Source organism: Streptomyces liliiviolaceus, from assembly GCF_018070025.1.
In the GTDB taxonomy this organism is placed as follows: Bacteria; Actinomycetota; Actinomycetes; order Streptomycetales; family Streptomycetaceae; genus Streptomyces; species Streptomyces liliiviolaceus.
In genome coordinates, this window is the sequence record NZ_JAGPYQ010000001.1 from 5,574,165 (window position 1) to 5,600,599 (window position 26,435).

General features: G+C 70.9%; 30 protein-coding genes and 1 pseudogene. 7 read left to right on the plus strand and 24 right to left on the minus strand.

Annotation, left to right across the window (positions count from 1 at the left end; genetic code table 11):
• Positions 1 to 24: 24 nt before the first annotated feature.
• Complete coding sequence (locus J8N05_RS24245; RefSeq protein WP_210890350.1) at positions 25 to 987, minus strand: zinc-binding dehydrogenase; 963 nt, start codon at positions 985 to 987, stop codon at positions 25 to 27.
• A 109-nt stretch (positions 988 to 1,096) separates the two neighbouring features.
• Between J8N05_RS24245 and J8N05_RS24250 the strand changes: the two genes are divergently transcribed.
• Entirely contained in the window at positions 1,097 to 1,729 is a 633-nt protein-coding gene (locus J8N05_RS24250; RefSeq protein ID WP_210885905.1) for a TetR/AcrR family transcriptional regulator, read from the plus strand.
• Positions 1,730 to 1,760: 31 nt separating this feature from the next.
• Here J8N05_RS24250 and J8N05_RS24255 read toward each other — a convergent pair whose 3' ends face one another.
• From J8N05_RS24255 to J8N05_RS24265, 3 genes are all read right to left on the minus strand, one after another.
• Positions 1,761 to 2,876, minus strand: a complete 1,116-nt coding sequence (locus tag J8N05_RS24255) for a DNA alkylation repair protein (RefSeq protein ID WP_210885907.1) — start codon at positions 2,874 to 2,876, stop codon at positions 1,761 to 1,763.
• A 129-nt stretch (positions 2,877 to 3,005) separates the two neighbouring features.
• Positions 3,006 to 3,986 (minus strand): helix-turn-helix transcriptional regulator, encoded by a 981-nt coding sequence (locus J8N05_RS24260; protein WP_210885909.1) that lies wholly within the window; start codon positions 3,984 to 3,986, stop codon positions 3,006 to 3,008.
• Positions 3,987 to 4,092: 106 nt separating this feature from the next.
• On the minus strand, positions 4,093 to 4,551 hold the full coding sequence (locus J8N05_RS24265) for an ATP-binding protein (protein ID WP_247706453.1): 459 nt from the start codon (positions 4,549 to 4,551) through the stop codon (positions 4,093 to 4,095).
• Positions 4,552 to 4,724: 173 nt separating this feature from the next.
• Between J8N05_RS24265 and J8N05_RS24270 the strand changes: the two genes are divergently transcribed.
• Together J8N05_RS24270 and J8N05_RS24275 are read left to right on the plus strand one after the other, a co-directional pair.
• Positions 4,725 to 5,090: an STAS domain-containing protein gene (locus J8N05_RS24270; RefSeq protein WP_210885912.1), complete on the plus strand. Its 366-nt coding sequence runs from the start codon at positions 4,725 to 4,727 to the stop codon at positions 5,088 to 5,090.
• Positions 5,091 to 5,177: 87 nt separating this feature from the next.
• Positions 5,178 to 6,362, plus strand: a complete 1,185-nt coding sequence (locus J8N05_RS24275) for an epoxide hydrolase family protein (protein WP_210885914.1) — start codon at positions 5,178 to 5,180, stop codon at positions 6,360 to 6,362.
• A 58-nt stretch (positions 6,363 to 6,420) separates the two neighbouring features.
• Here the strand turns inward: J8N05_RS24275 and J8N05_RS24280 are convergent, their stop codons facing one another.
• On the minus strand, positions 6,421 to 7,599 hold the full coding sequence (locus J8N05_RS24280; protein WP_210885916.1) for a hypothetical protein: 1,179 nt from the start codon (positions 7,597 to 7,599) through the stop codon (positions 6,421 to 6,423).
• Positions 7,600 to 8,109: 510 nt separating this feature from the next.
• On the opposite strand from J8N05_RS24280, the gene J8N05_RS24285 reads away from it, so the two are divergent.
• The gene (locus tag J8N05_RS24285) at positions 8,110 to 8,445 is read left to right on the plus strand and encodes a YnfA family protein (protein WP_210885918.1); all 336 of its coding nucleotides are present in this window, start codon (positions 8,110 to 8,112) and stop codon (positions 8,443 to 8,445) included.
• A 14-nt stretch (positions 8,446 to 8,459) separates the two neighbouring features.
• On the opposite strand, the gene J8N05_RS24290 is transcribed toward J8N05_RS24285, so the two are convergent.
• Positions 8,460 to 8,969, minus strand: coding sequence for a nuclear transport factor 2 family protein (locus J8N05_RS24290; RefSeq protein ID WP_210885920.1), 510 nt, complete (start codon positions 8,967 to 8,969; stop codon positions 8,460 to 8,462).
• An 11-nt stretch (positions 8,970 to 8,980) separates the two neighbouring features.
• Positions 8,981 to 9,457 (minus strand): nuclear transport factor 2 family protein, encoded by a 477-nt coding sequence (locus tag J8N05_RS24295; protein ID WP_210885922.1) that lies wholly within the window; start codon positions 9,455 to 9,457, stop codon positions 8,981 to 8,983.
• Positions 9,458 to 9,690: 233 nt separating this feature from the next.
• Between J8N05_RS24295 and J8N05_RS24300 the strand changes: the two genes are divergently transcribed.
• The 3 genes from J8N05_RS24300 (at position 9,691) to J8N05_RS24310 (ending at position 11,362) form a co-directional block, all read left to right on the plus strand.
• Positions 9,691 to 10,308 (plus strand): TetR/AcrR family transcriptional regulator, encoded by a 618-nt coding sequence (locus J8N05_RS24300; RefSeq protein ID WP_210885924.1) that lies wholly within the window; start codon positions 9,691 to 9,693, stop codon positions 10,306 to 10,308.
• A gap of 193 nt (positions 10,309 to 10,501) precedes the next feature.
• The gene (locus tag J8N05_RS24305) at positions 10,502 to 10,969 is read left to right on the plus strand and encodes a cupin domain-containing protein (RefSeq protein ID WP_210885926.1); all 468 of its coding nucleotides are present in this window, start codon (positions 10,502 to 10,504) and stop codon (positions 10,967 to 10,969) included.
• A gap of 18 nt (positions 10,970 to 10,987) precedes the next feature.
• The gene (locus tag J8N05_RS24310; RefSeq protein ID WP_210885928.1) at positions 10,988 to 11,362 is read left to right on the plus strand and encodes a nuclear transport factor 2 family protein; all 375 of its coding nucleotides are present in this window, start codon (positions 10,988 to 10,990) and stop codon (positions 11,360 to 11,362) included.
• Positions 11,363 to 11,404: 42 nt separating this feature from the next.
• On the opposite strand, the gene J8N05_RS24315 is transcribed toward J8N05_RS24310, so the two are convergent.
• The 17 genes and pseudogenes from J8N05_RS24315 to J8N05_RS24390 all read right to left on the minus strand — a co-directional run bounded on the left by J8N05_RS24315 (position 11,405) and on the right by J8N05_RS24390 (position 26,435).
• Entirely contained in the window at positions 11,405 to 11,785 is a 381-nt protein-coding gene (locus J8N05_RS24315; RefSeq protein WP_210885930.1) for a VOC family protein, read from the minus strand.
• Between the two features lie 29 nt (positions 11,786 to 11,814).
• Positions 11,815 to 12,183, minus strand: coding sequence for a nucleoside triphosphate pyrophosphohydrolase family protein (locus J8N05_RS24320; protein ID WP_210885932.1), 369 nt, complete (start codon positions 12,181 to 12,183; stop codon positions 11,815 to 11,817).
• A gap of 79 nt (positions 12,184 to 12,262) precedes the next feature.
• Positions 12,263 to 12,574 carry a hypothetical protein gene (locus tag J8N05_RS24325; RefSeq protein ID WP_247706454.1) on the minus strand — a complete coding sequence of 104 codons (312 nt, stop codon included), beginning with the start codon at positions 12,572 to 12,574 and terminating at the stop codon, positions 12,263 to 12,265.
• Positions 12,575 to 12,650: 76 nt separating this feature from the next.
• A complete protein-coding gene (locus J8N05_RS24330) occupies positions 12,651 to 13,706 on the minus strand; it encodes an aldo/keto reductase (protein ID WP_210885934.1) in 1,056 nt (351 codons plus the stop codon).
• Between the two features lie 68 nt (positions 13,707 to 13,774).
• Positions 13,775 to 14,257 carry an MmyB family transcriptional regulator gene (locus tag J8N05_RS47540; protein ID WP_247706455.1) on the minus strand — a complete coding sequence of 161 codons (483 nt, stop codon included), beginning with the start codon at positions 14,255 to 14,257 and terminating at the stop codon, positions 13,775 to 13,777.
• Between the two features lie 168 nt (positions 14,258 to 14,425).
• Positions 14,426 to 14,605: pseudogene (locus J8N05_RS47545) on the minus strand (helix-turn-helix domain-containing protein); the annotation flags it as partial.
• Between the two features lie 30 nt (positions 14,606 to 14,635).
• Positions 14,636 to 15,076: a nuclear transport factor 2 family protein gene (locus J8N05_RS24340; RefSeq protein ID WP_247706456.1), complete on the minus strand. Its 441-nt coding sequence runs from the start codon at positions 15,074 to 15,076 to the stop codon at positions 14,636 to 14,638.
• A gap of 182 nt (positions 15,077 to 15,258) precedes the next feature.
• Positions 15,259 to 16,287: a saccharopine dehydrogenase family protein gene (locus J8N05_RS24345; protein ID WP_210885938.1), complete on the minus strand. Its 1,029-nt coding sequence runs from the start codon at positions 16,285 to 16,287 to the stop codon at positions 15,259 to 15,261.
• Between the two features lie 205 nt (positions 16,288 to 16,492).
• The gene (locus J8N05_RS24350) at positions 16,493 to 17,329 is read right to left on the minus strand and encodes a helix-turn-helix transcriptional regulator (protein ID WP_210885941.1); all 837 of its coding nucleotides are present in this window, start codon (positions 17,327 to 17,329) and stop codon (positions 16,493 to 16,495) included.
• 8 nt (positions 17,330 to 17,337) lie between these two features.
• Positions 17,338 to 18,621 carry an MFS transporter gene (locus J8N05_RS24355; protein ID WP_210885944.1) on the minus strand — a complete coding sequence of 428 codons (1,284 nt, stop codon included), beginning with the start codon at positions 18,619 to 18,621 and terminating at the stop codon, positions 17,338 to 17,340.
• Between the two features lie 80 nt (positions 18,622 to 18,701).
• On the minus strand, positions 18,702 to 19,856 hold the full coding sequence (locus tag J8N05_RS24360) for a DUF475 domain-containing protein (protein WP_210885947.1): 1,155 nt from the start codon (positions 19,854 to 19,856) through the stop codon (positions 18,702 to 18,704).
• A 387-nt stretch (positions 19,857 to 20,243) separates the two neighbouring features.
• Entirely contained in the window at positions 20,244 to 21,605 is a 1,362-nt protein-coding gene (locus J8N05_RS24365; RefSeq protein ID WP_210885951.1) for an NAD(P)/FAD-dependent oxidoreductase, read from the minus strand.
• 187 nt (positions 21,606 to 21,792) lie between these two features.
• Entirely contained in the window at positions 21,793 to 22,746 is a 954-nt protein-coding gene (locus tag J8N05_RS24370; RefSeq protein ID WP_210885954.1) for an SGNH/GDSL hydrolase family protein, read from the minus strand.
• 492 nt (positions 22,747 to 23,238) lie between these two features.
• Entirely contained in the window at positions 23,239 to 23,823 is a 585-nt protein-coding gene (locus tag J8N05_RS24375; protein WP_210885957.1) for a tellurite resistance TerB family protein, read from the minus strand.
• Between the two features lie 150 nt (positions 23,824 to 23,973).
• Positions 23,974 to 24,531 carry an NADPH-dependent FMN reductase gene (gene ssuE / locus J8N05_RS24380; protein WP_210885960.1) on the minus strand — a complete coding sequence of 186 codons (558 nt, stop codon included), beginning with the start codon at positions 24,529 to 24,531 and terminating at the stop codon, positions 23,974 to 23,976.
• Positions 24,532 to 24,592: 61 nt separating this feature from the next.
• Positions 24,593 to 25,405: an alpha/beta hydrolase gene (locus tag J8N05_RS24385; RefSeq protein WP_210885963.1), complete on the minus strand. Its 813-nt coding sequence runs from the start codon at positions 25,403 to 25,405 to the stop codon at positions 24,593 to 24,595.
• A 1-nt stretch (position 25,406) separates the two neighbouring features.
• Positions 25,407 to 26,435, minus strand: coding sequence for an LLM class flavin-dependent oxidoreductase (locus J8N05_RS24390; protein ID WP_210885965.1), 1,029 nt, complete (start codon positions 26,433 to 26,435; stop codon positions 25,407 to 25,409).

Sequence of the window (26,435 nt, forward strand, 5' to 3'; positions counted from 1 at the left end):
CCCCGCACCGGACTGGGTAGAGGGCTACGGAGTCAGCACGATCCGGCCGAAGACCTCGCCGTCGTCCATCTTCCGGTGGGCCAGTACGGCCTGGTCCAGCGGCAGCAGTTCGTGGACGACCGCCGCCAGATCGCCGCGGCCCGCGGCGGCGAACTGTTCGCCCCGCACGGCATGCCGGTCGGCCGCGGTGACCGTGTCCGCGCTGAAGGTGGCGAAGGACAGCGACTTACGGAACGCGGCCAGCATCTTCGTACCGAAGTCCGCCGGTGGCCGGCCCGCCACGACGCCGACGACGACCATGCGGCCGTTGGGGTTGAGTCTGTCGAAGAACGACGGCAGGTCGTCACCGGCGATGATGTCGATGATGACGTCGTAGCCCGCCGGAGCGTCCTGGCCGCCCTCGCCGGAGCGGTCCAGCACGTGGGTCGCGCCCAACTGGCGCAGCCGCGCGCCGCGTTCGGCCGACGACGTGGTGACCGCCACCGCGGCGGCACCGCCCCTGGCCGCCAGCTGGACGGTCATGACGCCGATGCTGCCCGCCGCGCCGCGCACCAGGACCGCCTCCCCGGGGGCGAACCGGGCATGCGCCAGCGCGTAGTGGGCGACGACTCCGGAGCTGCCGAGCGTCACCGCGTCGGCGGCGGACAGGTCGTCGGGCAGGGGTAGGATCTCCCGCACCGGGACGGCGGCCTGTTCGACGTAACCGCCACCCGTGCCGGTGAACCCCCACACCCGTCGGCCGATCCATGAGGTGTCGACGCCGTCGCCCACCGCGCTGACCGTGCCCGCCACCTCGCTGCCGGGGACATGCCCCTCCTTGAAACCGTAGGCGGCCAGAGCGCCGCTGCGGATCACGGTGTCGACACCGCCGACGCCCACCGCCTGTGCGGCGATCACCACTTCCCCGGCGGCCGGTACGGGTGCCGGCCGCTCGACCACGGCCAGCCCTTCGGGGCCTCCGTACGTACGGATCTCGATCGCCTTCAATGTCGTCTCCACGTGCTCGGATCGGTGTGCCGCACCCCGATGACCTGGGCGGCTGCTTCCTCTCCGGACGCTAACGGACGCCCCCGTCCACTTAGGTAAAGTGAGAGCGGTGACCGATCATTTGCCTCACACCCTGCGTTCCGACGCCCTGGACAACCGCGACCGCATCCTCGACGCGGCCAGGAGACTGTTCGCGGCCGAGGGCCTGGACGTACCGATGCGGGAGATCGCACGGCGGGCCGCGGTCGGTCCCGCCACCCTGTACCGCCGCTTCCCGACCAAGCAGGCACTGGTCACCGCGGTCTTCGCGGACCAGCTGCGCGCGTGCCGTGACATCGTCGACGAGGGGTGCGCCGACCCCGATCCCTGGCGGGGCTTCTGCCAGGTCATCGAGAGGATCTGCGAACTGCACGCACGCGACCGCGGCTTCACCGAGGCCTTCATGTCCACGTTCCCCGGCGCGACGGACGTGGACGCGGGCCGTGAGTACACGGTGAGAGCGGTCGCCGGACTGGCCCAGCGCGCCAAGGAGGCCGGACGCCTGCGTCCCGACTTCGTCCTGGACGACCTGATCCTCATGCTCATGGCCAACAAGGGCATCCACTCCACCTCGACCGCCGCCCAGGTCATGGCCTCGCGGCGGTTCGCGGGATTCGTGATCCAGGCGTTCGAGGCCTGCCCTCGGCACGCGCCGCTGCCGCCGCCGGCCCGGTCGGCGTCCGGCGAGCCCGGTTACGTCTGACGGCACCCGACGGCGAGACGCGGCGGAACGTTCAGGGCGTGTCCGGGGCGGCCAGTTCGAAATCGGCGCGGGGCGTCGCCACTCCGTTGATCTGCAGGGCGATCGCGTGCGCCCCCGGGTGGTAGCGGCGGGTGGTGATCGGCCGGAACGAATGCTCCCGTGCGATGTCGATCCGTTCGTCCGGTGCGAGGGTGCGGGTGGTGAGCTTGAAGGTCTTGCCGGTCTGGCCGCCGTTGGCCTTCCGGTGGTGCACGACGTAGTCGATCGTCAGCCGTGCCTCGGCGTCACCGGTGTTGCGGATCGAGGCGGTGAAGCGGACCGTGCCGCCGAACGGGACGGTGGCGCGGTCCAGTCGGGGTCCCTCGACCTCCAGGGTCGCGGGAGGGAAACCGAGGAGTTCCAGGGCGCCGGGGTGGCCTCGCTTGACCAGCGTGCGCAGCCCGTGGCGCACCAGGCGCTCGGTGGTGGCGTCGGGGCTCGCCAGCCAGCGGCGGGCGGTGTCGACGACGGCCTCGGGATGGTCGCGGCTGAGGTCGTTGAGGTGGTTGGCGACCGAGCGGCGTACGTAGTCGCTCTCGTCGCGGTAGAGGGCGTCCAGGACGGGCACGGTCACCGCGGGGCGGGCCATGATGTCCGGGACGCGTACCGCCCAGGGAAGGTAGGGGCGGGTGCCCTCGGAGGCCAGTCTGCGTACGTCGGCGTCGGGTGACGCAGTCCAGTCGCCCACGACGATGCCGAGGGCCCGGTCGAGATCGTGCCGCAGCAGGGTCCTGATGGCGAACTCCGCGGAGAGCCGCCCGGTGAGACTCGCGAGGAGGTCCATCGCGTCGTCGAAGGCCGCCGCTCCGCCCTCCTGGACGGCGCGGGTGGCCAGAGCGCTGGTGACCGGCCAGATCAGCCAACCGGTGAACTGCGGCGCCTCGTCGCGGGCCCTGCGTACGGTGCGGGCCAGCGCGGCGTAGTCGCCCGGGAGGTCCGCGAGCAGGGCGTCGCGCAGCAGATCGGCGCGCTCCCGCAGGGACAACGGGTCGATCAGCGCGGGCGCCGCGCGCAGTGCCGTCAGTTCGGCGTGCGGGGCGGCGATCTCAAGGGCGAGGGTGAGGCTCTGAACGGTGTGGCGGCCGATGAGTTCGTCGGCGAACGGCATGGCGGTCCCTCTGTCGGGCTGGCGGGCGGGGCAGCGCAGTGGTGGAGAGCTGCCGGTCCAGGCTAGGAGCAGATGAGGACAGCTACGGTCCTGGTCTCGCGCCGGACGCCGCCCGATCCCCTCTCGGCGTCACTCCCGCTCCTCCGAACGAGGCCGAGAAGCCTGGTTGCCGCGGTACATGGCGTCGAGCCGGGCGACCAGTGCCTCGCGCACGGGCTCCGGCGACAGGATCTCCAGCGGTGTGCGCAGGCTCAGGAGGTAGCCGGCAAGCTGGTCGGGGTCGGAGCCGCCGATGGTGATGACCGTCGCGTCCGGTCCGTCGGCCTCGTGGGTGGCGACGATGGGGGCCACCAGCCGACGGGCGTCGTCGTAGGACAGCGGGAGCCGGACCCGGGCGAAGAAGGGATAGCCGGTACGGGTGATGGTGTCGGAGACCAGCTGCGCCGCGTCCGGGGCGTCGGGCAGCCCGACCACCTCACCCGTGGACGCCACATCGACCACTCTGTCGACACGGAACGTCCGCCAGGCCTCCCGGTCGACGTCACGGGCCACGAAGTACCAGTGCACGCCGGTGTGGACCAGACGGTACGGATCGACGCTCCGGACGGTGGTCGTGCCGTGCATGTCGCGGTACGTGAGAGTGGTGCGCTCGGACGCCCGGCACACGGAGGCCAGCAGCAACAGCACGTCCGCCGACGCCTGGGGCGGCTCGCAGCGCGGGGTGTGCTCGACGGTGGCGTCCAGTGCGGCCAGGCGCTTCGCCATCCGGGCGGGCAGGATCTGCCGCAGTTTCAGCAGGGCCGACAGCGCTGCCGGGTCGGCGCCGAGCGCCGCGCCGTGGGCGGCCTCCCGGAGGGCCACGGCCACGGCGAAGACCTCGTCGTCGTCGAGGTTCAGCGGAGGCATACGGTTGCCGGCGCCGAAGCGGTAGCCGCCGCCCGGCCCCGGGATCGACTCGACGCCGTATCCGAGCTCACGCAGCCGGTCGATGTCCCGGCGCACGGTGCGCTCGGTGACGTCCAGTTGCCGTGCCAGTTCCGCGTTCGACCAGGTGGGCCTGCTCGACAGCAGGGACACCAGCCGCAGCAGCCGGGCGGAGGTAGCGATCACGCTCCGACCTTAGCGAGGTGCGGCGACATGGACGGCCACGGCCGGGGGCACGGTCATGGGTCGGGGCACGGTCACGGATCGGGAACGGTCGCGGGTCGGGGCACGGTCACGGTCGCGGGTCGGACAGGGCGATGCGGGCCGTTATCCGTTTCCCGACCGGCTCCCGGTGGATCTGCAGGTCCTGCGCCACGGCCTTGACGATCTCCAGGCCGTGCTGGCCGATCCTGCCCGCGTCGGTGGCATGCGCCTCGGGAACCGTCGGGTCGCTGTCCCACACGACGACGTCCACGGTCTCGGGGGTGACGCGAAGCTCCATCAGGACGGGGCCGGGGGCGTACTTGCAGGCGTTGGTGACGAGCTCGCTGACCACCAGCTGGGTCAGATCCAGCACACGGGCGGACACGGACGCGTGCTGCCCGGCGCGGACCCGTTCGAGGAAGGCCGCGGCGTGATGACGGGCATCGGCGATGCATCCGTCGTCCCCGCCTATGGCGTAGCCGGTCTGCATCATCTGTCTGTCCGACCCGGTACAGCCGTCACCCTCGTCGTGGGATCCCACCGACATCGCCCTCATTCTCCGTTCACAGGCGCTCCGCTACCCGTGGTCCCGTCATTCATGCATCGTACAAATGTGCTCTCCGGCACAGCTGTGTGGGTGCGGGAAGGGGAGCGTTCGGGCACAATGGCCGGGCACCTGCCCGGGGCACGTCGGGGCACACGACCGCAGTCGAGGAGACGGTGACCAACATTCAGAGTGTGGACCAGCCAGGCCGGCTCTCCGTCGAGCACTCCGCGATCGACGGCGTCCGTGTCGTGACCGTGCGGGGCGAGATCGACCACACCGTCAAGGACATGCTCGGCAAGGCCCTGCTGGCACCCGCCGGCGCGACCCATCCGCGCACGGTGGTCGACCTCAGCGGGGTGACCTTCATGGACTCCAGCGGGATCAGCGTCTTCATCGGCGCGTACCAGGCCGTGAGCGGCACCGAGGGCTGGCTGCGCATCGCCGGTGCTCAGGAGTCCGTGCTGCGCATCCTGCAGATCGTCGGGATGGACACGTTGATCAGCTGCCACCCCACCATCGAACAGGCCGTGAACGCCTGAGCAGGCGCTCCGGCCCACGCGCGGCGGGCCGGAGCCCGCGGTCCGCCGCGCGTGGGTGCCCGGCGGCCCCCGGATAGCATGCGTGCCATGTCGGACGCATCGCCTCGGCCGGAGCCGTTCACCCCGTACACCGGGCCCGCCGCGCTCGAAGACCTCCGTACGCGGCTGCGCGCGACACGCTGGCCGGACGCCCCCGAGGACGCCGGCTGGTCGCTCGGGACCGATGTCGACTACCTCCGTGAACTCGTCGCCTACTGGACGGACACATTCGACTGGCCCGCGCAGGAGGCCGCGCTCGCCCGGCTGCCCCGCTTCCGCGTCAGCCTCGGCGGCCTGAGCATCCACTTCGTGCACGCCCGGGCCGTCGCGCCGACCGGCCCCGTGCTGCCGCTGGTGCTCAGCCACGGCTGGCCGGACTCGTTCTGGCGCTACTCGAAGGTCGTCCCGCTGCTGACCGATCCCGGCGCGCACGGCGCCGACCCCGCGGACGCGTTCGACGTGGTCGTGCCGGACATGCCGGGGTACGGATACTCGGACCGCCCCACCGGCCCGCCGCTCGATTCCATCGGCGTGGCCGGGCTGTGGGCCGAACTCATGGACGTCCTCGGCTACGCGCGGTTCGGCGCGGCCGGCGGGGACATCGGCAGCCATGTGAGCCGCTATCTCGCGCTCGACCACCCCGACCGGGTCGTGGCCGTCCACCGCATGGACGGCGGGCTGCCCGTCTTCACCGGCGACCCGGCCGAGCTCACGCCCGAGGAGCGCGCCTGGTTCGCGAACGCCGCGGCCTGGGGCGCGAGCGAGGGCGCCTACGGAGCCATGCACCGCACGAGGCCCCAGACCGCCGCCACCGGGCTCAACGACTCACCGGCCGGGCTCGCCGCGTGGATCGTCGAGAAGCTGCGGGCGTGGAGCGACTGCGGCGGCGACCTCGAACGGAGCTTCACGAAGGACGAGATCCTCACGAACGTCACCCTGTACTGGCTGACGGGGACGATCGGCTCCTCGATGCGCATGTACCACGCCAACGGCGCGCTCCCGCCCGAGCAACTCACCCGCCGGGTCGAGGTGCCGTCCGGCTTCTCGCTCTTCCAGGGCGACATCGTCCGCCCGCCGAGGGCGTGGCTGGAGCGCACGACGAACGCCGTGTACGTGACCGAGCCCGCGCGCGGCGGCCACTTCGCACCGTTCGAGGAGCCCGAGCTGTACGCGGAGGAACTGCGCGCGTTCTTCCGTCCCTACCGGGCGGCAGCGGCAGCGGCGAAGAACTGAAGACGCCAGTTGACCTTGATGCCGTAGCCGCGCCGGATGCCCGGTGTCGCAGGCGTCGTCAGTCCGCCCGCTGCGCGCCGGAGCGCGGGGCCGCGCGGGCGACGACCGTGTTCCGGGCGGCCGATCGCAGGGCTAACAGCCGGGTGAGCGGGTGGAAGCGGTAGCGGCCCGGGGCACGTGACTCCAGGAGTTGCACGTCGACCAGTTGCTCCAGGATCACCTCGGTCGCCGACACCGCCGCTCCGTTCGTCGCGGCCGCCTCCGTGACGGTCAACTCGCCCTGCACCGCCGCCAGCAGAGGCAGCGCGAGCGCCGCCGCGCGGCCTGTGGGTCCCCGGGCCAGCAGCTCCCGGTGGCCGGCGTCGAGAGCCGTGTGCATGTCCAGGTCCGCGAAGGACAGCTCCGCGAGGCGGCCCGCGGGATCGGCGAGCCGGTCGGCGAGTTCCCGTACCGGCCACCGTGGACGCGCCGCCAGGCGGGCGCCCGCGATGCGCAGGGCGAGGGGCAGATGGCCGCAGTGGTGGGCGATGGTCTCGGCGGCGCCGCGTTCGGCGGAGAGCCGCCCGGGTCCGGCCCAGAGATCGAGGACCTCGATGGACGCCGGGGGTGTGAGGGGCGAGAGATGGAGGTGTACGGCGCCGCTGAGGGTGGCGAGGACACCGAGGCTGGTGACGAGGACCGCACAGCCGTGTCCCGCGGGCAGGAGCGGACGTACCTGGGCGGCGTCCAGCGCGTTGTCCAGGACGATCAGCATCCGTCGCTCGGTGAGCAGCGTTGGGCCGCGTGCACTGCCAGTGTCGACTTGCCGACGCCTCCGGGGCCGTCGGGAGCGACCACGACGGGACCGCTCCCCCGCTGCCCAGGGCGCAGCACGTCGAGCACGCACAACTCCCGGGTTCTGCAAGGGGGGTTCGGGGATGTCCGCGGGCAACTGGCGAGGGACGGGGACGAGAGCGCCGGGGTCGTCCGTGCCGGGCGGGCCCGCGCGGCCGTGGGGAGCCGGAGCCGTGCGGGCGCGGCGGGCCTCCTCCACCCGGTCGCGGGCCGTCGCGAGTTGCCGAAGCTCACGGCCCGTGGCGCCGAGGAGTTGGACCAGGGTGTCGAAACGGTCCGTCGGCGGGAGGGTCTTGCCGGCGAAGTAGTCGCCGATCACCCCGTGCGCCCAGCCGGTGAGCGCGGACAGCTGACGGTAGGTGGGCTGTGCTCCGCCGTCCCTGCGCGCGGCGCGTCTGAGCAACGAAGCAGCGCGGCCAGTTCCTCGGCCGTGTCCACGGCGTCGACCGGGCCGATGCCCGCTGCCGCCGCCCTCGGTCCTCCGTCCTCCTGATGTCCCGCCGCCCCCGGTCCGCCTGGCATTCGTTCGCATCCTCCGCACCGGCGCACGCCGGGCGAGCGCTGTGGGCGCCGCCCGGCCGAGGCCGACCGAACCTGTCCGGTGGCGCCCGGTCTCCGGAACCGCTCCCCGGGACGCGCGAGCATCCCGCTATCGCTCGGATCCCGCGATTCGGCGATCGGGCACCGCACCGGCTGTCACTACGGCATTCGTGGAGTACCGCCCACCGGTTGGTACGACTTCCCGCCGGATTCCGGACATCGAGCGACACATGGAATGGCACATCAAGTGGCACAGCGAGTGACCCAGCGCGTGGCGAGCCACGCACGACCGGCATCGGGCGTCCCGTGGCGGCCCCGGGCGCGACCGGGTGCTGTCGGCCGCCGCCGAGGTCCGCGGGTAGGGTCGGCCGGTATGACCGTCGCTCGTTCCGTCGCCCTCTTCGTCGTCGCCGCTCTCTTCGAGATCGGCGGCGCGTGGTTGGTGTGGCAGGGCGTGCGCGAACACAAGGGCTGGATCTGGATCGGTGCCGGTGTCATCGCGCTCGGCCTCTACGGCGTGGTCGCCACCTTCCAGTCCGACGACGACTTCGGCCGCATCCTGGCCGCGTACGGCGGGGTCTTCGTCGCGGGATCGATCGCCTGGGGCATGATCGCCGACGGCTACCGCCCCGACCGTTACGACGTCGTCGGCGCCCTGGTCTGCCTCGCGGGCATGGCGGTCATCATGTACGCGCCTCGCTCGCACTGACTCCGGACGCCCGCTCAGGCAGCGGAGAACACGTCGGGGCTGCCCGTCGTCCAGGTGATGCGCAGGGTGCGACGGGAGATGCGCCAGCCGTCCGGCGTACGCACGAGGTCGTCCTCGTACGTGCCACCCGTGTGGTAGTACTCGCCGCCCCGGTGATGGTGGGCCACGATCTGCGTGGACGCGTGTGCTCCCACGTCCGTGAACTCGACTTCCTGAGCGCCCAGCAGGTGCTGTGTCGCGTCCAGGCTGGCGAACAACTGCCGGGCGCCCTCAGCGACGACACCGCCGCCGACAGTCAGGCCGCTGAACGTCTCTCCTTCCGGCAGATAGGCGTCGAAGACGTTCCGTACCTCGGCGTCCTCGGTGAAGGCGCCGGCGACGCGGGCGAAGTCGCGACGGTCCAGGCCGAAGGCGTAGGCCGTGAGCAGTCCACGGATCTCGTCCCGGTCACGGACTCGAACTTGGTCACCGTCACCGTCACAGTCACGGACTTGGACCTGGTCGGGAATGGATGTGTCGCTCATGGGATGTGTTCCTAGATCCCGGCGAGGACAGAGGCATCGCCCTCGGTCCAGGCGTTGTCGACGGTGAGGTGCTGGACGACCCATACCTCACCCTGCCTGGCCAGCTCCACGTCGTACCGGTTGGTCATCAGGACGTGGCGCGAGTGGTCCGTACGGGGCAGGTGCTGGCACGCCATGATGCCTTCGAGGTGGGCCGTGTCGCCGTCGAGGCTCACCCGCGGGTTGCTCAGCGAGTGCGTGGTGTCCAGGTGGCCGAGCGAGCCCAGCAGGGCCGTGGCGATGGTCTTCCCGCCCTTGATCGGCGGGTACTCCTGGCCCGCCTTCTTCGTGGCCGGACCGAAGTCGGCCACCGCGTCGTCCGCGAAGGCGGAGGCGAGCAGGTCCTTGTCGCGCAGGTCGAGACCTGCGGCGTAGCGGTAGAGGGTCTCCACCACGGCGAACTTGTCCTCGGTCGCCGTGGGAGAGGTGGGGCTGTCGGTCGTCGACACGGTGCGTCCTTCGTCGGTGGGTCGTTGTTCCTTCACCGTAGACCACTATTTGACAACTGTCGAATAGTGGTAGCGTCGAGAGCGAACCAGCCGAAGGAGTGTCATGCACGAAGTGGAATCCAGTGCTCCGAAGGCACCCGTCCACCGTCCACGGTCACGGGCGGGCCCCATGGGCCGCCGTCGAAGGCCGAGGGGGTGGGGCCTGTCGATGACCTGCGCAGTAGTGTGCGTGCATGGTGAGTGACCAGTCCCCGGCCGTCGAAGCGGATCCGCGCTTCACCCGCTCGCGACGGGCGATCGCGGACGCCCTGGCCGACCTCATGCAGCGGAAGAAGTCACCTCCTTCGGTCTCCGCCCTGGCGGAAGCCGCCGGCATTCACCGCGCCACCTTCTACAACCACTTCGACTCGGTCGAAGAGGCCGCGGTGTACGTGATCGCGGACGATTTCCGTGCCCTCCACGACCTGAACATCAGCGATCGACGGAGGGGCGGGGAGCCCGCCGAGGTGGCCGTGGCGACGCTGAACGCCATGCTCGACACCCTCAAGCAGCGCAGGAGCCTCTTCCTGCTGGCTTCGACGTGGCGGTCGTCCAGCGGGCTGATGGGTATCGGCGACCTGCTTCTCGAACAGCTCCACGCCCTCCGGCGCGACCTCGGCATCGACGAGCGGGAGTCCGGCCCGCAGAACTCGGTGGAGGACGTCTACACGGCCTCCGGAGTGCACGGAGTCTTCTCGGCGGCCGTCGGAGGCAACACCGACTGCGACCCCGAGGAGATCGCGGTCCGCCTGTACGCGCTGCTGCCCGACTGGATCCACCACCCACCGCAGCCGGCGACGACGACAACCTGATCCGCCTTCCCGGCCCCGCCGGGAAGGCGAGCACGCTCAGCGACATCACCCTGCCCTCTGCCGCACTGCGGCTTCTGAACCATGACGCCCGGCATGACCGGCGTGCGGGCCGCGACGGCCCCGCACCGCCGGCGATCCGCCCTGCCCGCGGCCGAGCCGCGGCATGGGGCCGCGCGTCGGAAGGAGACCCACCATGAGCATTGCCCTCGTACGCAATCCGGGCGACGGCCAGGACTTCCGCTACTACGACAACGTCATCGAACAGGTGGCGACGAACGCCGAGACCAGCGGCGCGGCCAGCGTCATGCGGCTCACCGTGGGCCGCGCGGACGCGCCCCCGCTGCACACCCACAGCCGCGAGGACGAGAGCTGGGTGGTCCTGTCGGGCCGCGTCCGGTTCTGGGTCGGCTCGACCTCGCTGGCCGAGTGCGAGGTGCGGGACGCCGAGCCCGGCGCCTATGTCTACGTGTCCCGGCTGGTCCCGCACACCTTCCAGACGATCACGCCGACCGCGGAAGTCCTCGTCATCAACAACCCCGGAGCCATTGAAGGCCTCTTCCACACGGTCGGCCCCGCCGACGCACGGGAGGACGCCGAGCACACCGACCTCGCGGCGGACTACGGAATCGTCAACCACGACAACCCGCCCCCCGCCCAGTAAGAAGGAGAACGGACCATCATGAGCTCGAACCTCAGGGACAAGGTCGTCAGCTATCTCCTTGCCCTGGAGAAGCCCGACTGGGACACGGCGCGTGCCCTGTGCGCCGACACCGCCACCGTCTGGCACAACGACGGCAAGGGCGACGAGACCCTCGACGAGTACTTCGACGGGCTGAAGAGACAGATCGGATCCTATGAATCGGTCCGCTACGACATCCTCCGCCAGCTCTCCCAGCCGGGCGGGGTCCTCCAGCAGCACGTCGTGCACGTGACCGGGAAGGACGGCAGGCGCGGCGAGGTGCACGCCGCGGTCTACTTCGGATTCGACGACGCCGAACTGATCAACCGCATCGAGGCGTACGCGAACTACATCCCCGTCGGCCAGGACGGCTGAGGCGGCCACAGCGCGACCCGCCGTCCCGGCCCGGACGCGGTCTCAGAGGGTGATGCAGAAGGGGTGCCCCGCGGGGTCCAGCAGGATGCGGCGCCGGTCGGGGAGCGGTTGCACCCCGGCCGTGACGGCTCCCAGAGCGACGAGCCGGGCCTCGGCCGCGTCCAGGTCGTCCACGCCCAGGTCGAGGTGGGCCTGTTTCGGTACGGAGGAGTCCGGCCAGGTGGGGCGGCGGTAGTCGTCCACGCGGTAGAAGCCCAGTCCTGGTGTGCCCTGGCGGCCCACCAGGACGAAGCCGTCGGTGGTCAGGGCGACGGGCAGGCCGAGTGCCTCGCTGTAAAAACGTGCCAGCTCGACGGGTTCCGCGCAGTCGAAGGTGACGGCCAGATAGCGGACCGCTGGAACGGGATCTGTGGGAAAAGCCATCGGAGAACTCCTTTCGCCGGGTCGGGGCCCTACGCGCGCATGCCGCGCAGCGTCCGTTCCAGGCCGTCGCCGATGCGGTCCATCGTGGCCGCGTACGCCTCCGGCATGTCGACGTCGAGCCGGTCCGCGAGGACGAAGACCCACCACAGGCATTCGGCCAGCTTGTGCCGCAGTTCGGCGTCCACGTCACCGTCGATGCCCCAGGTGCGCTCGGCGGCGAGCACCAGGTGGCCGACATAGGCGGCGTCGTTGGTGAAGCCGATCGCGAGCTCCGGCAGGGTCCATGTCCTGCCCAGCACCTGCTGCTCGACCTGTTCGTACTGCGCCCTGACCTTCAGTGCCCTGTCCTCGGCCTCGACGAGTCCGGCCCGGTCGTCGTGCGCCTGCTTCTCGTTCATCCCGGTGTCCTTCGAGTGGTGGCGTGGTGATGCGGTTCGTGGGCGGACGAGCAAGGACGTATCCGATACGGAGACTCCATCACGCCGACCGGTGCAGTGCGGTGGTGAGCTGCCAGTCCACGCTGTCGTGGTCGATCGTGGCGTGGACGGGCGAGTCCGCCATCTCGCCGGTGATTCCGGCGGCGCCGGCACGCGCGTGCGGCAGGCTGTCGTAGGCGACGATGTCGATGATCCGTCCGTCGTCGGTGCCGACGATGCGCCGCCACAGGAAGCCGGGCTGTCGCCTGAGATAGGCGTCGATGTCGGCGTTCGCCTTCACGAAGTCGTCGGCGGTGTGGCCCGCGGCCGGGCGCAGGGTGGTGATCTCAAGTGTTTCGGACAGGGCGGTCATGGTGTGTTCCGTTCTCGTCGGATGGCGGGCGGGGCCGATGGCCCATTGGAGGGAGTCGGAGGAAGGAAGGGAGCGGTCAGCGGACGAAGGCCTTGGCGGCGCGGCCGTTGATCGTGGTGTCGCCCTGCTGGAAGCCGACCATGGACTCGATCATGTTGTGCGGGTAGTCGAGGACCGGCGCCGTGAGCTCGCTCAGCTCACCGGTCTGCTCCTCGGTGAGCGTGACGTCGAGCGAGGCGAGATTGGCGGCCAGCTGCTCCTGCGTCCGGGCGCCGACGAGCGTTGATGTCACCTCCGACCTCTGGCGGACCCAGGCGAGCGCCACCGCCGCCACGGTCGTACCGAGGTCGTCGGCGATCGACTTCAGGGCGTCCAGGAGGACGAATGTGGCTTCGGTCAGGTAGGCGGCGGCGTACGCCGTGCGCCCGGAACCGGCCACCTCGGTGGCGGTGCGCGCGTACTTCCCGGACAGGACACCGCTGGCCAGCGGGCTCCACGGGGTGATGCCGAGCCCGAAACGGCGGGCGACGCCGAAGGTCTCGCCCTCGACGCTGCGGGCGAGCAGCGAGTACTCGACCTGGAGCGCGGCGACGGGCTCCCAGTCCCGCAGCCGGGCGGTGGCGGCGGCCTCCGCGACCCACCAGGCGGGCACGTTGGACAGACCGATGGCGTTGATCTTTCCGGCGCGCACCAGATCGGTGAGGGTGGACAGGGTCTCCTCGACGGGGGTGTGCCGGTCCCACTGGTGCATCCAGTACAGGTCGACGTAGTCGGTCTTCAGCCGGCGCAGGGAGGCGTCCAGCTGGGCACGGATCGCCTTGCGGCCGGCGCCGCCGGAGTTGGGGTCGTCCGCCCGCATGCTGCCGCCGAACTTCGTCGCCAGGACGACACGGTCGCGGCGGCCGGGGCGCTGGGCGAAGTAGCGGCCCAGGGTCTCCTCGGAGGCGCCGCCGTTGTACATGTTGGCGGTGTCCACGAAGTTGCCGCCCGCGTCGAGATAGTGGTCCAGCAGGCCGAACGAGGTCTCCGGGCCGGAGCCCCAGCTGCCGTCGTCGAAGTTCATGGCGCCGAAGGCCAGCGGGCTGACCCGCAGACCGGAGCGGCCGAGGGTGCGGTACGAGGTGAGAGACATGGTGTTCCTTCTCGGTTCTCGAAATGGGGTGTGATGTCGTGCGGCGTCGGAGCCGCTCGGCGTGGTGGTCACTGCCCGCCCATGGCCGCCAGGTAGACGAGGGCCTCGGCGCTGCGGCTCCCCGGGGCAGGGGTGCCGATCAGCAGTCGCTGTCCCGGGGCGGCCTGCACACCGAGGACGCGGTACGTGAGCGCGACGCGTCCGGCCCGGGGATGGGCGACGGTCCCGTACGCGCGGTCCAGGGAGGCTGCCGACCCGTCCTGCCACGCCGTCGCGAAGTCGGCCGTGCCGGCGGACAGTTCGGCGACGAGCTCGGCGATCGCGGCGTCTTTCGGCAGCCGGGCCGCGTTGAGGCGTAGTGCGTGCAGCGAGGCGGTCGCGGCCAGCGGCCACCGGGCGTAGTAGTTCCGGGCCTGCGGGTGGGTGAACAGGGCGCGGATCAGGTTCAGTTGTGTGCCGGCACCGGCCGGGCCGCCGGCACCGCCGAGCGGCGACAGCAGTGCCCTCGCCTCCGCGTTGGCCGCGAGGACGTCGAAGGACGGGCTCAGCACGTAGGCCGCCGACGGGTGCGACAGATCCAGCAGGCGCAGCAGTTCGGGGTGTACGCGCCGGCGGGGGTCGTCGGGGCGCCGGCCGGGATCGAGTCCGGCGAGACGGAACAGGTGGTGTCGCGAGTCCTGGTCCAGCCGGAGGGCCTCGGCCAGTGCTTCGACGATCCGGGGCGAGGGGTGGCGGGCCCTGCCCTGTTCGAGCCTGCTGTAGTGGTCGACGCCGACCTGCGACAGGACGGAGACCTCCTCCCGGCGCAGTCCTTCGACCCGTCGGTGACGACCGCCGGGGCCCAGACCGACGTCCGCGGGAGTCAGCCGGGACCGGCAGGCCCGCAGGAAGTCCCCCAGGGCGTTGTCCGGTGACTTCCCCGGCCTGTTTCAGGCGTCCTGCGGGGCCTTGAGGTGGTAGCGGGTGTCGCCGGTGAAGTCGATGGTGACCTCCCGTCGTGCGAAGGACCAGGTGCCGTCGCGTCGCTCGAAGCGGTCGTGGTACCGGCCTGCCGCGACCATCTGCAGCGGCAGAAGACCGGGCACCGCCTGGAGAATGCTGTAGTACGAGCGCGCCTCGGCGCTGTCGTCGTCCTCGTCGACCTCGATCAGGATGTTCGTCGTGATGTGCCGGGTACGCAGGGTCCCGTCGTCGTGCACCACGAGCCTGGCGCCGATCAGCTCCTCGACGGCCTTGCCGCCGCGAAGGCTCACCTCGCCGGATACGAAGTCGGCGTTCTCGAAGAGCGCGCCGAACCGCTCGAAGTCGCCCTCGTCGACGAGGTGGGAGTAGCGGGCGATGAGGTTCTCGATCTGTCGGGCGCTCGACATCGGGGCAGTGGGAGACGACATGGCAGTGGCCTTTCACCAGGGTTCCAGGGGTTCCGTCCGCCTCCGTCGGGCGAACACCGTCAGTCTGGTCGAGCGGCACCCCGCCGAGAAGGACGTGTCTGCCTAGGAGTCCCACACCCAGGCTGCGCCCGGTCGCCGGTCGTGTGACCGGCTGTGGCTGCCTACAGGTCCTTGATCTGCGTGTCGCCGACAGCCAGGGCCAGCTCGGGCCCGTAGGCGGAGGAAGGTGACTGGAAACCGGGTGTGAAGGAGCCGGCCAGCACACGGCGGGCGATCTCCACGGACGAGAGCTGGGTGAACCGGTACCCCGTCGGTGTGTCGATCAGGGAGCGGACCACGGTGCCGTCCCGGCCCGTCACCTCGGCGACGACCTTGCTGCGTCCCACCTCCCGCTCCCGCGCGGTCGGCCCGTCGGGCAGCGCCGCCAGGTCGAGGTCGACGGGAAGGGGCTGCCCGATCTGCACGTACACCTCGATCGAGGGGATGCCCAGCGCGTAGTGACTGGTGATCAGGTCGCCCATGGACACGGACACCGACTCCTCCGGGCCGTCGTCGCCGAAGTCGAAGGAGGCCACCTTGGGCTCCGGCAGCGCGACGATGTCCCCGTCGGTACGGACCAGTGTGCCCAGGTCGCCGATGCCCTCGGTGGCGCTGACGATGGACCCGCGGGAGAAGAGGTTCAGGCCGCGCGCCTCCTCGGGGGTGGCGCTGAGGAGCTTGAGGGCGAGGCGCAGGGCGGTGGGTTCGGTGACGCGCGCGGCGGCGTGGGCGGCCACGGAGTCACTGGGTACGACGTCCCAGCCGACGCCGGACATGACCATCACGCCGGCGGCCGTGGCCTCGGCGTGCCGGGAGCGCGCGGTGGCGAAGACGTCGTACTCGGCGGTGGTGTCGAGGTAGTGGACGCCCTGGTCGATGGAGGCGTCCATGAGCGGGCGTGCGGTGCGGTGGAAGGGGCCGGCGACGTTCAGGACCACGGTGATGCCGTCGAGCGCGGCACGCACGAGTGCGGGGTCGTCGAGCGTGAAGGCACGGCTCTCGACGCCGAGTTCGTCGCCGAGCGCCTTGACGCGCTCCGGGTCGCGGCCGGCCACGACGATGTCGAGGCCCGACTCCTTGGCGTGCTCGGCGACGAGCTTCCCGGTGTATCCGGTGGCTCCGTAGACGAGCAGGCGCGGGGTGGCTGACATGATGCGCTCCCAAATGAACCAGGCAGGGGGTGAGGACTGCGGAAAAGGCCCGTCCGGAGCGGTGAACCGTCCGGTGCTGTGTGCCTCGCGTCCAGGCTAGGAGCAGATCCGGACACCTACGGTCCTGGTTTCCCAGGGCCGGTTTCTCAGGCGTCGGTTGCTCAGGAGGTGCTGTCCCGGTCCGCCTGGTCGTCACCGCAGCTCGTCAGGAACCGCTCCCCTGTTCGGCCGGAGCCAGGAGGGACTCGATCGCCGCGGCGCTCGTGCTGCCGGGTTCGGGTACGCCGACCAGGAGCTGCTGCCCGGGAGCGTCGTGCACGTCGAAGGTCTGGTACGTCAGCTCGATACGGCCGGCGCCGGGCAGGACGAACACCTTGTACGCGCGGGCCAGGTTCTCCACCTCGTTCTCCTGCCACAGGCGCAGGAAGTCCGGTGCCGTCCGCGACAGCTCGGACACCAGGCCGCCGATGGCGGGGTCGTCGGGGAAGCGGCCCGCGTGCAGCCGCAGGGCGTGCACGGTGGCGCGCGCCACGACGGCCCAGTCGACGAAGACCTCGCGCGCCCGCGGGTGCTGGAACAGCACCCGGACCATGTTCGGCGTGCCCTCGAAGGGGGCGAGGAGCGCGGTGGCGACGGCGTTCTTCGCGAGTACGTCGAAGGCGGGGCTCAGGACATAGGCGGCGGCCCCGGGGAAGGCGTCCAGGAGGTGCAGCAGCGAGGGGTGGACCAGGTCGCGGCCCGCTGCCGAGGTGAGCGCGGGGTGCAGGCCGGCCAGCCGGAAGAGGTGAGTCCGCGCGTCCGGTGTCAGTCGCATGGCCCGGCCCACCGCGTCGACCACCTGGGGTGAGGGGTTGCGCTCACGCCCCTGTTCCAGGCGGGCGTAGTAGTCGGCGCTCACACCGGCCAGTACGGCCACCTCTTCCCGTCGCAGACCCGCGACCCTGCGGCTGCCGCCACCGGCGGGCAGACCGACATCGGTCGGTTCGGTGCGGGCTCGGTTCGCGCGCAGGAAGGCGCCGAGTTCGTTCTGTGGCTGCTGCATCTACCGACCTACTGGTGGGGGGAACGACCGTCGTGTCTCCTCCAGTCTCGTCGAGGCCGGCGCCGCTGGTCGAACCGGAGGTTCTCGTGGCGGCGCCCGGGTGTCCTGGCCAGTCGTGCGGCGACGGCCATGACCACGAAGGCGATCAGGGTGATTCCCGCGCCGACGTGGAGCGGGGCGGTGTAGCCGAGGCCCGCGGTGAGGGCCAGGCCGCCGAGCCAGGCTCCGAGCGCGTTGCCGATGTTCGACGCGGACACGTTGGCGCTCGCCGCCAGCGCCGCCCCGTGGGCGTGGTCGGTGACGCGGGTGATCATGCCGGGCACCCCGGCGAACCCGAACACCCCCATCAGGAACACCAGGACCACCGATGCGACGGCGCTGTGGGCCAGCAGACCGAACGCGGCCAGGGTGACGGCGAGTCCGAGCAGGGCGAGGACCAGGGCGCGGTCGCGGTCACGGTCGGCCGCTCGCCCGCCGACGATGTTGCCGACGACCAGACCGGTCCCGTACACCATGAGCAGCCAGGCGACGTCCGCCGAGGAGAAGCCGCCGACCTCCGTGAACGTATAGGCGATGTAGGTGAACGCGCCGAACATGCCGCCGTAGCCGAGCGCGGTGGCCGTCAGTGTCAGCCACACCTGCCAGGACCGGAACGCGCGGAACTGGGCCCGTACCCCGCCCGTCGTCGCCGTGGCCGACCGTGACTCCGCCGGGTCCGGCGGCACCAGGGCGAGGATGCCCGCGAGGGCGAGTACGCCGATCGCGGTGACCGACCAGAAGGCGGCGCGCCAGCCCCAGCGTTCGCCGACGAGCGCGCCGAAGGGCACGCCCAGCACGTTGGCAACTGTCAGTCCGGCGAACATGACCGCCACCGCGCGGGACTTCCTCTCCGGCGCGACCAGACCGCGGGCGACCAGTGAGCCGATGCCGAAGAACGAGCCGTGGCACAGCGCCGCGACGATCCGCCCGAGCAGCATCACCTCGTAGTCCGGCGCGACGGCGCAGAGCAGGTTGCCGACGACGAACAACGCCACCAGGCCGGCCAGCACCTGCTTGCGGGGCAGCCGGGCCGTCGCCGCGGTCAGCACCATCGCACCGACGGCGACACTCAGCGCGTACCCGGAGATCAGCCGGCCCGCCGCCGCCTCGGACACCGCGAAGCTCGACGCCACCTGGGGCAGCAGACCGGCGATCAGGAACTCGGTCAGGCCGATGCCGAACCCGCCGAGCGCCAGCGCGATGAGCCCGGCCGGCGCCGTCGTCCCTCCCCCGGCCCCGCCGAATCGACTCATGGCCCCACCCTCGCCGTCGGCGGCGGAATGGGGCCATGGACAAAGGTCGTCGGTGACAGGACGGAAGTGCCGCCGGGGGCTCAGGAACCGGTCGCGGCCCCGGCCCTGTCCTTGTCCGGATCGGCCGGGTCCTCCGATCCCTCCTCGGCGAGTGCCTTGTTGCGGCGCGCGGAGGACCAGAAGGACCAGGCGATCAGGACGACGCCGACCAGGCCGGTGATCACCTCGTTGATCTCGTACTGGATGGTGACGAGGAGGATGACGGACAGGGCGCCGATCGCGTAGTGCGCGCCGTGCTCCAGGTAGACGTAGTCGTCGAGGGTGCCCTGGCGGACCAGGTACACGGTCAGCGAACGGACGTACATCGCGCCGGTGCCGAGGCCCAGCGCCATCAGGACGATGTCGTTGGTGATGGCGAACGCGCCGATCACGCCGTCGAAGGAGAAGGAGGCGTCGAGGACTTCGAGGTACAGGAACATGAAGAACGCGGCCTTGCCCGCCAGGGCGACCGCGGAGCGGGGTTTGCCGGTGCGTTCGGCCTCACCCTGCGCCTCCTGCTCGCGTTCCTCGTCCTCCTCGATCCGGTTCTCGAAGTGACCCGAGAGACCGCCCACGATCATGTACGTGACCAGGCCCGCGATACCGGAGAGCAGGACCGTTTCCGCCTTGTCGGCGTGCGCGCCACCGTGCTGGTGGGCGTGGGCCGCGAAGGTCAGGGAGGTGATCAGCAGCACGATCAGGGCGATGCAGACCGACAGCATGTCGACCTTGCCGAGCTTGGCGAGCGGCCGCTCCAGCCAGCCGAGCCATTTGATGTCACGGTCCTCGAAGATGAAGTCGAGGAAGATCATCAGCAGGAAGATGCCACCGAAGGCGGCGATCGACGGGTGGGCGTCGGTGACCAGTTGCTGGTAGCGGTCCTTGTCCGTGAGGGCGAGGTCGACGGCCTCGATCGGGCCCATGGAGGCGCTGACCGCCACGATGACGACGGGGAAGACCAGTCGCATACCGAACACGGCGATGAGGACACCGACGGTGAGGAAGATCTTCTGCCAGAAGGCGTTCATCTTCTTCAGGATTCCGGCGTTGACGACCGCGTTGTCGAACGACAGGGAGATTTCGAGGATGGCGAGGATCGCCACGATGCCGAAGCCGGTCCACCCTCCGTAGAAGACCGCTGCGACCAGGGCGAGCGCGGTGACCGCGAACGACCAGCCGAAGGTTTTCAATAGCACTGGTTACCCCATCGTGTGGTGGGGGCCGTGGGCCCCGTTGCGCTGTTGTGTGGTGGGCGGTGTCCGCGTGGTGCGTTGGAGGTGACGGGCACGTCGCATGGTACCCACGGAGGCCTTGCCGGTCCTGCGGTGATTCACGGAGGTTCCTGCGGTGATTCCCGGGTGCTCCCGTGACGATTCGCGCGGCCCGTTCGGGGTCGCCGAGGAACCGGGCGAGGCCGTCGTGGGGCGCCTCGGCGAAGTGATGGGCGCACGCCGCGAATCGGCGTGCGCCCACCTCGGTACGCGTCGGAAGGCCCGCCTGCCCTCCCGGTCACCTCCCCGGTCACCTTCCGGGCATCGGCACCCGCACCTGCATCCGCACCGGAACCGGCACGGACGCTGTCGTCACCCGGCCTTGGTACGCTCCCGGATCTCCTCCGGCGTCAGATACGCGTTCGTGTACTCGAAGTCCCGCAGCGTGGCGGGCGTACGCGACTGGAATCCGGTGCGTACGAAATCGTCGCCGGCCAGGGAGTTCAGCACCCAGTTCGTCGCCACCCGGGCCTTCGCCACGTTGGTGCGCAGCGCCCCCCAGTGGTAGCCGCGGGCGGCGACCAGGGCGGGCAGGCCGCGCAGTTCGACGCCGAGCGGCTTGGACACGGCGTCGAAGCCGCCGAGGTCGACGACGAGTCCCAGGTCCTTGTGGACGTACGGCGTCATCGCCTGGCCGCGCAGCGCGGCGATGACGTTGTCGGCGACGTGCTTGCCCTGGCGCATCGCGTGCTGGGCGGTCGGCGGGCAGACGGCGCCCTCCACGTCCTTGGCTTCGTCCGGTACGGCGGCGGCGTCGCCGAGTGCGAAGACACCGTCGTGGCCGCGAAGGGACATCTCCGAGCTGACCGCGAGGCGCCCCTTGATCGTCTCGGCGCCCAGGGTCGCGATGAGCGGGCTGGCCGCGACTCCGGCGGTCCAGATGAGCGTGTGGGTGGGGATCACCCGGCCGTCGGTGAAGGTGACCTCTTCGGGGCCCGCCTTCTCGATGGACACGCCCAGCGAGACCTCGATGCCGCGCCTGCGCAGGATCTGCAGGGCGCTGATGCCGAGTTTGTCGCCCAGTTCGGGCATCAGCTTCGGCGCGATGTCGATCAGATGCCACTTGATCAGCTTCGGGTCGAGCCTCGGGTAGCGCTTGACGGCGTTGTGCGTCAGACGCTGCAGGCACGCGGCCGTCTCGGTACCGGCGTAGCCGCCGCCCACCACCACGAACTGGAGCCGGGCCGCCCGCTCGGCCTCGTCGTGGCTGGCGTCGGCGATGTCGAGCTGCGAGATCACATGGTCACGGACGTACGCGGCCTCGGCGAGCGTCTTCATCCCGCGGGCGTTGTCGACGAGGCCCGGGATGTCGAAGGTACGGGTGACGCTGCCCGGCGCCAGCACGATCTGGTCGTACCGTTCGTTGACGATCTCGCCCGTGATCTTGCGGACGACGCAGACCTTCGCCTTCACGTCCACGCCGATGGCACCGCCGGGAATGATGCGGGTGCGGTACCTGCGGCTGCGGCGCAGCGACACGGCGATGGACTGCGGGGTGAGCACCCCGGAGGCGACCTGTGGCAGCAGTGGCAGGTAGAGCTGGTAGGAGAACGGTGTCACCAGCGCCAGGTCGGCCTCGTCGGGTCCCAGTTTGCGCTCCAGGCGGCGGACGCACTCCACTCCCGCGAAGCCCGCTCCCACCACCAAGATCTTCGGTCGTACCACGATGTTCATCCCTTTCACCGGCCGCGTACTGTCGGGCTCCCCCCACTCCCCTGTGCCCCCGAGTCCCCTCATCGCACATGGTGATCCCTCAACAAGACGAGCCGACGTACCTCCGCGACCGGCGAGTCGGCTCCGGAACGGAGCGGGAGCGGACGGGAAAGGGTTTTCCGTCAGAGGTTTCCGTCAGGGGTCTCTGTCAGCGGCCGTGGCCCTTGCGCAGCTGCTTCAGGACGGCGCCCGCCATGGCCGCCTCGCCCTTGGCGTTGGGGTGTGCGGGGGCCGCGGGCGAGGCCGGCTGCAGGGGTTCGACCCAGCGGACCGCAGGGGCCTTGCACATGTCGTGGCCGATCGTGGGCCCGTAGGTGTCGACGTATTCCGCGCGGTTGAGCTTCGCCACCGCGCGCATCATCAGGTTGAGGCGCTTACCGGTGTCGCGCAGGTAGGGGAAGTCCTTGGCCGCGAACGGTACCGAGGGGTAGCAGCCGCTGCCGTCCTCCGGCAGGAGATTCGGGTAGCCGACGACGAGCACGCGCGCGTGCGGCGCCCTGGCGTGCACGGCCCGCAGCACGGCGGCGAGCTTGGGGGCGGTGTCGAGGATCTTCAGCGTCAGCTGGTCGACACCGGAGGCCGTCTTGTAGTGCCGTTGACACGGGTTGCCCGCGAGATCCTGTGCGCTCAGTTGCGCGCAGGTGGCGATGATGGTGCCGAACCCGAAGTCGTTACCGCCGATCTGGACGGTCACCAGGTCGGTGCTCCGCTTCAGGGCGTTGAGCTGCGGAGGGTTGGTGCCCTGGGCCTTCCACATGTGCTCGGTCGTGGCGCCGCCGCAGCTCACGTCCTTGAACGTGGACACTTTTCGCTCCGCGGCGACGAGGGAGGGGTAGTTGTGGTCTGAGCGCGCGCAGTTCGCGTCGACCTGGTTCGGTATCAGCGGGCCCGAGGTGTAGGAGTCGCCCAGGGCGGCGTAGTCCGTGCCTTTGTTGTGCGTACCGCCGTGTCCGCCGCCGTGGCCTTTGCCGGAGCCGCCGCCGTGTGCCGCGGCGGGGGCGCCGGAGGCGATGACGAGGGCGCAGCCGGTGACGGCCGCGGCCATGGCTGTCGCGCGGCGGCGGCTCGATGCGGGCCTGTCGTGCTGGGTGCGACGGTTCATCGAGAGGTTCCCCCTGGGTCCTGGACGGCGAGTGACTGCCCTTGTATACCGGCCAGTTCAGTCCTGGGACCAGGGGTGGGAGGGCCTGGTGTTTCCGTCTGCGGCGCCGTCGTGGCTGATCGCGCAGTTCCCCGCGCCCCCAAAAACGACAGCGCCGTCGTGGCTGGCCGCACCCTCAAACGATCGCGCCGTCGTGGCTGGCCGCGCAGTTCCCCGCGCCCCTAAAGACGAAAAGCGCCGTCGTGGCCGGTCGCGCAGTTCCCCGCGCCCCTAAAGACGAAAAGCGCCGTCGTGGCCGGTCGCGCAGTTCCCCGCGCCCCTGAAGACGACGGCGCCGTCGTGGTCGGGTGCGCGGGTTCCGTGCGGCCGGAGATGAAAAGCCGGGGCGCAGCCCCGATTTTCAGGGGCGCGGGGAACTGCGCGATCAGCCACGACGGCGCCGCACCCTACGACCGGGCCGGACCGGGCCGGGGCCGGAACAGGGCGCGTCGCTCAGACGCCGAACTCCGTGGGCGACAGCCCAAGCGCCTGGCACGCCTCGCGGATCGCGTACTGCTCGGACGCCTCGAAGTGACCGTCCGCGCCCGCGACCACCATGCCGGTCTGGACGACCGCACGGGCCTCCGTCGGCTTCTTGGCAGCCTTCGCGATGTCGCGCAGCGCCTCCGCCTTGCCCTGTTCGAAGTTGGCCGTGAGCCGGTCCACGTGCTGGTTGAAGCGCTGACGCAGCTGGTCCGCCGGGAAGTTCTGCAGCACCTCGTTCGAGGCGATCAGCTCCTCCACGCGCTGCCGCTCCGCCGGGTCGACCTGCCCGTCGGCCGCGGCCACCAGGGCACACATCGCCATGCTGGCGTCCCGGTAGGAACCGCTCTTCAACTCGGCCTTCGCCGAAGCGAGCTGGGACTTGAACAGCCCGAGCAGCTGAGCCTTCGAGCCGCCACCGGAGGAGCCCGAGGAACCGGCGGAGGACGAGCCGGCCCCGTGGCCACCGTGCTGTCCCTGGCCGGTCCCTCCCCCGCCGCTCCGGGACTGCTGGAGGTTCTTCGCCTGCTCCTTGAGCCGGTCGAACATCGCCACTACTGCCACCTCGGCTTCTGCTGTTACCTGTACACGGTTGATTCCTGTACGCGGTCCGTCAGATGAACGGCTGCCGCCTCAGGAGAGGTTCCCGATTGGCAAAGGTAACGTAAAAAGATCATGTGCAGGGCCGAGATGGCCGAACCCGCTCTACCCCACGGGCGCCAGCACCGTCGTACGGCCTCCGAGAGCTACGGAGAACTGGTCCGTGACCTGCGCCAGGGCCTCCGCCGCACCCGGCGCGACGGTCAGACCGCCGTCGTCCCCGGCGGTGATGTCCTTGTCGAGCGTGAACCAGCCCTGGACGATGTGCGCGGCCCCCATGGAGCTCAGTACCGGGCGCAGCGCGTAGTCGATGGCCAGGACGTGGGCCGTGCTGCCGCCGGTGGCGAGCGGCAGCACCGTCTTGCCGGCCAGCGCGTACTGCGGGAGCAGGTCGAGCAGCGACTTCAGCAGTCCCGAGTAGGCGGCCTTGTAGACGGGGGTGCCGATCACCACCCCGTCCACCTGCTCGAACAGCGCCGTGGCCTCGACGACGGCCGGGTGCCGGAAGTCGGCACCGAGCAGCGCCTCGGCGGGCAGGGTGCGCGCCTCCAGGGAGACGACGTCGTGCCCCTGGTCCCGTAGCCGGTCGTCCAGGTGGCGCAGGAGTCGTGTGGTGCGGGAGGTGGCCGAAGGGCTTCCGGAGACGGACAGAATCGCGGCCATGAGGGGACCTTTCAGGGTTCGGGGTTCGGACGTGGCACGTGAGGGGTGGGGAGGGGCCCGCTCACCAGTCGCTGGTCTCCACGGCGATCAGTGGCACCAGTTCGTTGCGCAGGGTCTCCAGGAAGGTGACGATCTCGGCCGCCACCGAGCGGTGCTGCAGGTCGTTCAGCACGTCGTGGTGGCCGCCGCGGACGGTGGACAGACGGGCGCGGGGCAGGGACTTGGCCGTGCGGACGAGCGCGTCGTGGTCCGCTAGCGGATCGGCGTCGCCGACGAGGATCAGCGCGGGCACATCGGCCTCGCTGCCGTAGGCCGCCGCGAGCAGGGCTTCCGGCACCGGCTCGCCGAGTGCGCCACGGCGTACCTGGGTGTCGTCCGTGAGCCTGCCCCGGTGGGCGGGGCAGGAGGTGCGTACGTCGAGTTCGTCGTCCCAGGTGCCAGCGGCGTCGACGGCACCGGTCGCGTGGCCCGGGAGCCCGGCGAGGACGACGGCGTCCGGTCGCAGGCCGGTCGGGGCCCCGCCCGTGGTGTCGCCCACGCCGAGCAGCGCGGCGACGGCGAGGGCACCGGTGTCCGCGCCGACGAGCACGACCGGGCGGACGATCCCGCCCTCGACCCCGTCCTCGGGCCCGTTCGCCCCCGCGGTCCCGTCCCCGGCGGCGGTCAACCGGGCTCCGAAGTCGGCCAGTTGGCCGTCCAGGTCGTCGGCGTCGATGTCCGGGGCGTCGACGACACGGACGCGGTAGGCGTCGGCGGCGAGCCGCCTGCCCAGCCGGATGTAGGTCTCGCGGGTCTCTCCCCTGCCGGGCACCACGATGACGGTGCCGCGCGTGCGCAGGCCCTCGGGGGCGTGGTGGTCTGTGTATTCGGTCATGTCAGACTCCAGCGAGTGCGGGCTCGGTCGCGGGCTGCCAGCCCAGGGCGGGTGCCACCTCGGTCGCGATGAGTTCGAGGGCGCGGATGGCGGTGTCGTGGTCGAGGACGGCGGGGTTGAACTGGGTGATCAGGTCGGTCGCGAGGGGCAGCGCCTTCTCCTGCCGCAGCTCCGCGACGATCTCCTCGGTGGAGCCGTAGAAGCAGTGGAAGCGGCGCAACGCCTCCTCCGGGGCTAGGCCCTTGGGAAAGGCGCCGTTCTCGGCCATGCGCAGCGCCGCCCGGTGCACGTCGTCGCCGATGTGCGCAAGGGCCGTGCGCCGGTCCTTCGCCGGGAACACGAACCGGGACAGCCCGATCCGCGGTCGACGCGGCCGGTCCCACGCGTCCAGGTACGCGTCGGCCCAGGGCCGCTGGATCTCGTCGGTGGGTGCGTCGAACCCGTACGCCGCCCGGTTGAGCAGCAGGTTCGAGCCGCCCGCGGCGGCGTGCTGTGCGCCGGGCCCGCTGAAGACGCCCTGCCAGATGCGGTCGGAGAAGTCCCCGGGCGCGGGCTGGACGCGGAATCCTGGCGCACGCACCTCCTCGCCGGCCAGGGCCGTGCGCAGCACGTTCAGGTGCTCGGTGGTCAACTCGCGCTTGCGGGCGGGGTCCCGGCCGAAAGCGGCGTACTCCAGCTCGCTGTAGCCGCTGCCGACGCCGACCTCGACGCGGCCGCCGCTGAGCGTGTCGACGACGGCGACGTCCTCGGCGAGGCGGACCGGGTCCTCCAGCGGCAGCACCGTGATGGCCGTACCGAGGCGGATGCGGGTGGTCCGGGCCGCGGCGTGGGCGAGGAACGTCCAGGGTGAGGAGAGGCCGCCGCCGCTGCCGGGGACGTGGTGCTGGGCGACCCAGCCGACGTCGAAGCCGAGTTCGTCGGCGGCGACGAAGAGCTCGGTGGCGTTGCGGTAGGTCTGTGCCAGGTCGGTGCCCCGCCCCTGGACATGGGTGAGGAAGCCGAGTCTGAAGCGCGGTGTTCCGTTCGTCAT

Coding starts and splice junctions, on each gene's coding strand:
- J8N05_RS24290 (WP_210885920.1), bottom strand. CDS start 8,969: ATGAGCGACACATCCATTCCCGACCAGGTCCAAGTCCGTGACTGTGAC.
- J8N05_RS24355 (WP_210885944.1), bottom strand. CDS start 18,621: ATGAGTCGATTCGGCGGGGCCGGGGGAGGGACGACGGCGCCGGCCGGG.
- J8N05_RS24370 (WP_210885954.1), bottom strand. CDS start 22,746: ATGAACCGTCGCACCCAGCACGACAGGCCCGCATCGAGCCGCCGCCGC.
- J8N05_RS24265 (WP_247706453.1), bottom strand. CDS start 4,551: ATGTCGGTGGGATCCCACGACGAGGGTGACGGCTGTACCGGGTCGGAC.
- J8N05_RS24275 (WP_210885914.1), top strand. CDS start 5,178: ATGTCGGACGCATCGCCTCGGCCGGAGCCGTTCACCCCGTACACCGGG.
- J8N05_RS24350 (WP_210885941.1), bottom strand. CDS start 17,329: ATGCAGCAGCCACAGAACGAACTCGGCGCCTTCCTGCGCGCGAACCGA.
- J8N05_RS24345 (WP_210885938.1), bottom strand. CDS start 16,287: ATGTCAGCCACCCCGCGCCTGCTCGTCTACGGAGCCACCGGATACACC.
- J8N05_RS24330 (WP_210885934.1), bottom strand. CDS start 13,706: ATGTCTCTCACCTCGTACCGCACCCTCGGCCGCTCCGGTCTGCGGGTC.
- J8N05_RS24255 (WP_210885907.1), bottom strand. CDS start 2,876: ATGCCGTTCGCCGACGAACTCATCGGCCGCCACACCGTTCAGAGCCTC.
- J8N05_RS24365 (WP_210885951.1), bottom strand. CDS start 21,605: ATGAACATCGTGGTACGACCGAAGATCTTGGTGGTGGGAGCGGGCTTC.
- J8N05_RS24320 (WP_210885932.1), bottom strand. CDS start 12,183: ATGAACGAGAAGCAGGCGCACGACGACCGGGCCGGACTCGTCGAGGCC.
- J8N05_RS24310 (WP_210885928.1), top strand. CDS start 10,988: ATGAGCTCGAACCTCAGGGACAAGGTCGTCAGCTATCTCCTTGCCCTG.
- J8N05_RS24305 (WP_210885926.1), top strand. CDS start 10,502: ATGAGCATTGCCCTCGTACGCAATCCGGGCGACGGCCAGGACTTCCGC.
- J8N05_RS24325 (WP_247706454.1), bottom strand. CDS start 12,574: ATGACCGCCCTGTCCGAAACACTTGAGATCACCACCCTGCGCCCGGCC.
- J8N05_RS24315 (WP_210885930.1), bottom strand. CDS start 11,785: ATGGCTTTTCCCACAGATCCCGTTCCAGCGGTCCGCTATCTGGCCGTC.
- J8N05_RS24390 (WP_210885965.1), bottom strand. CDS start 26,435: ATGACGAACGGAACACCGCGCTTCAGACTCGGCTTCCTCACCCATGTC.
- ssuE (WP_210885960.1), bottom strand. CDS start 24,531: ATGGCCGCGATTCTGTCCGTCTCCGGAAGCCCTTCGGCCACCTCCCGC.
- J8N05_RS24385 (WP_210885963.1), bottom strand. CDS start 25,405: ATGACCGAATACACAGACCACCACGCCCCCGAGGGCCTGCGCACGCGC.
- J8N05_RS24285 (WP_210885918.1), top strand. CDS start 8,110: ATGACCGTCGCTCGTTCCGTCGCCCTCTTCGTCGTCGCCGCTCTCTTC.
- J8N05_RS24300 (WP_210885924.1), top strand. CDS start 9,691: ATGGTGAGTGACCAGTCCCCGGCCGTCGAAGCGGATCCGCGCTTCACC.
- J8N05_RS24340 (WP_247706456.1), bottom strand. CDS start 15,076: ATGTCGAGCGCCCGACAGATCGAGAACCTCATCGCCCGCTACTCCCAC.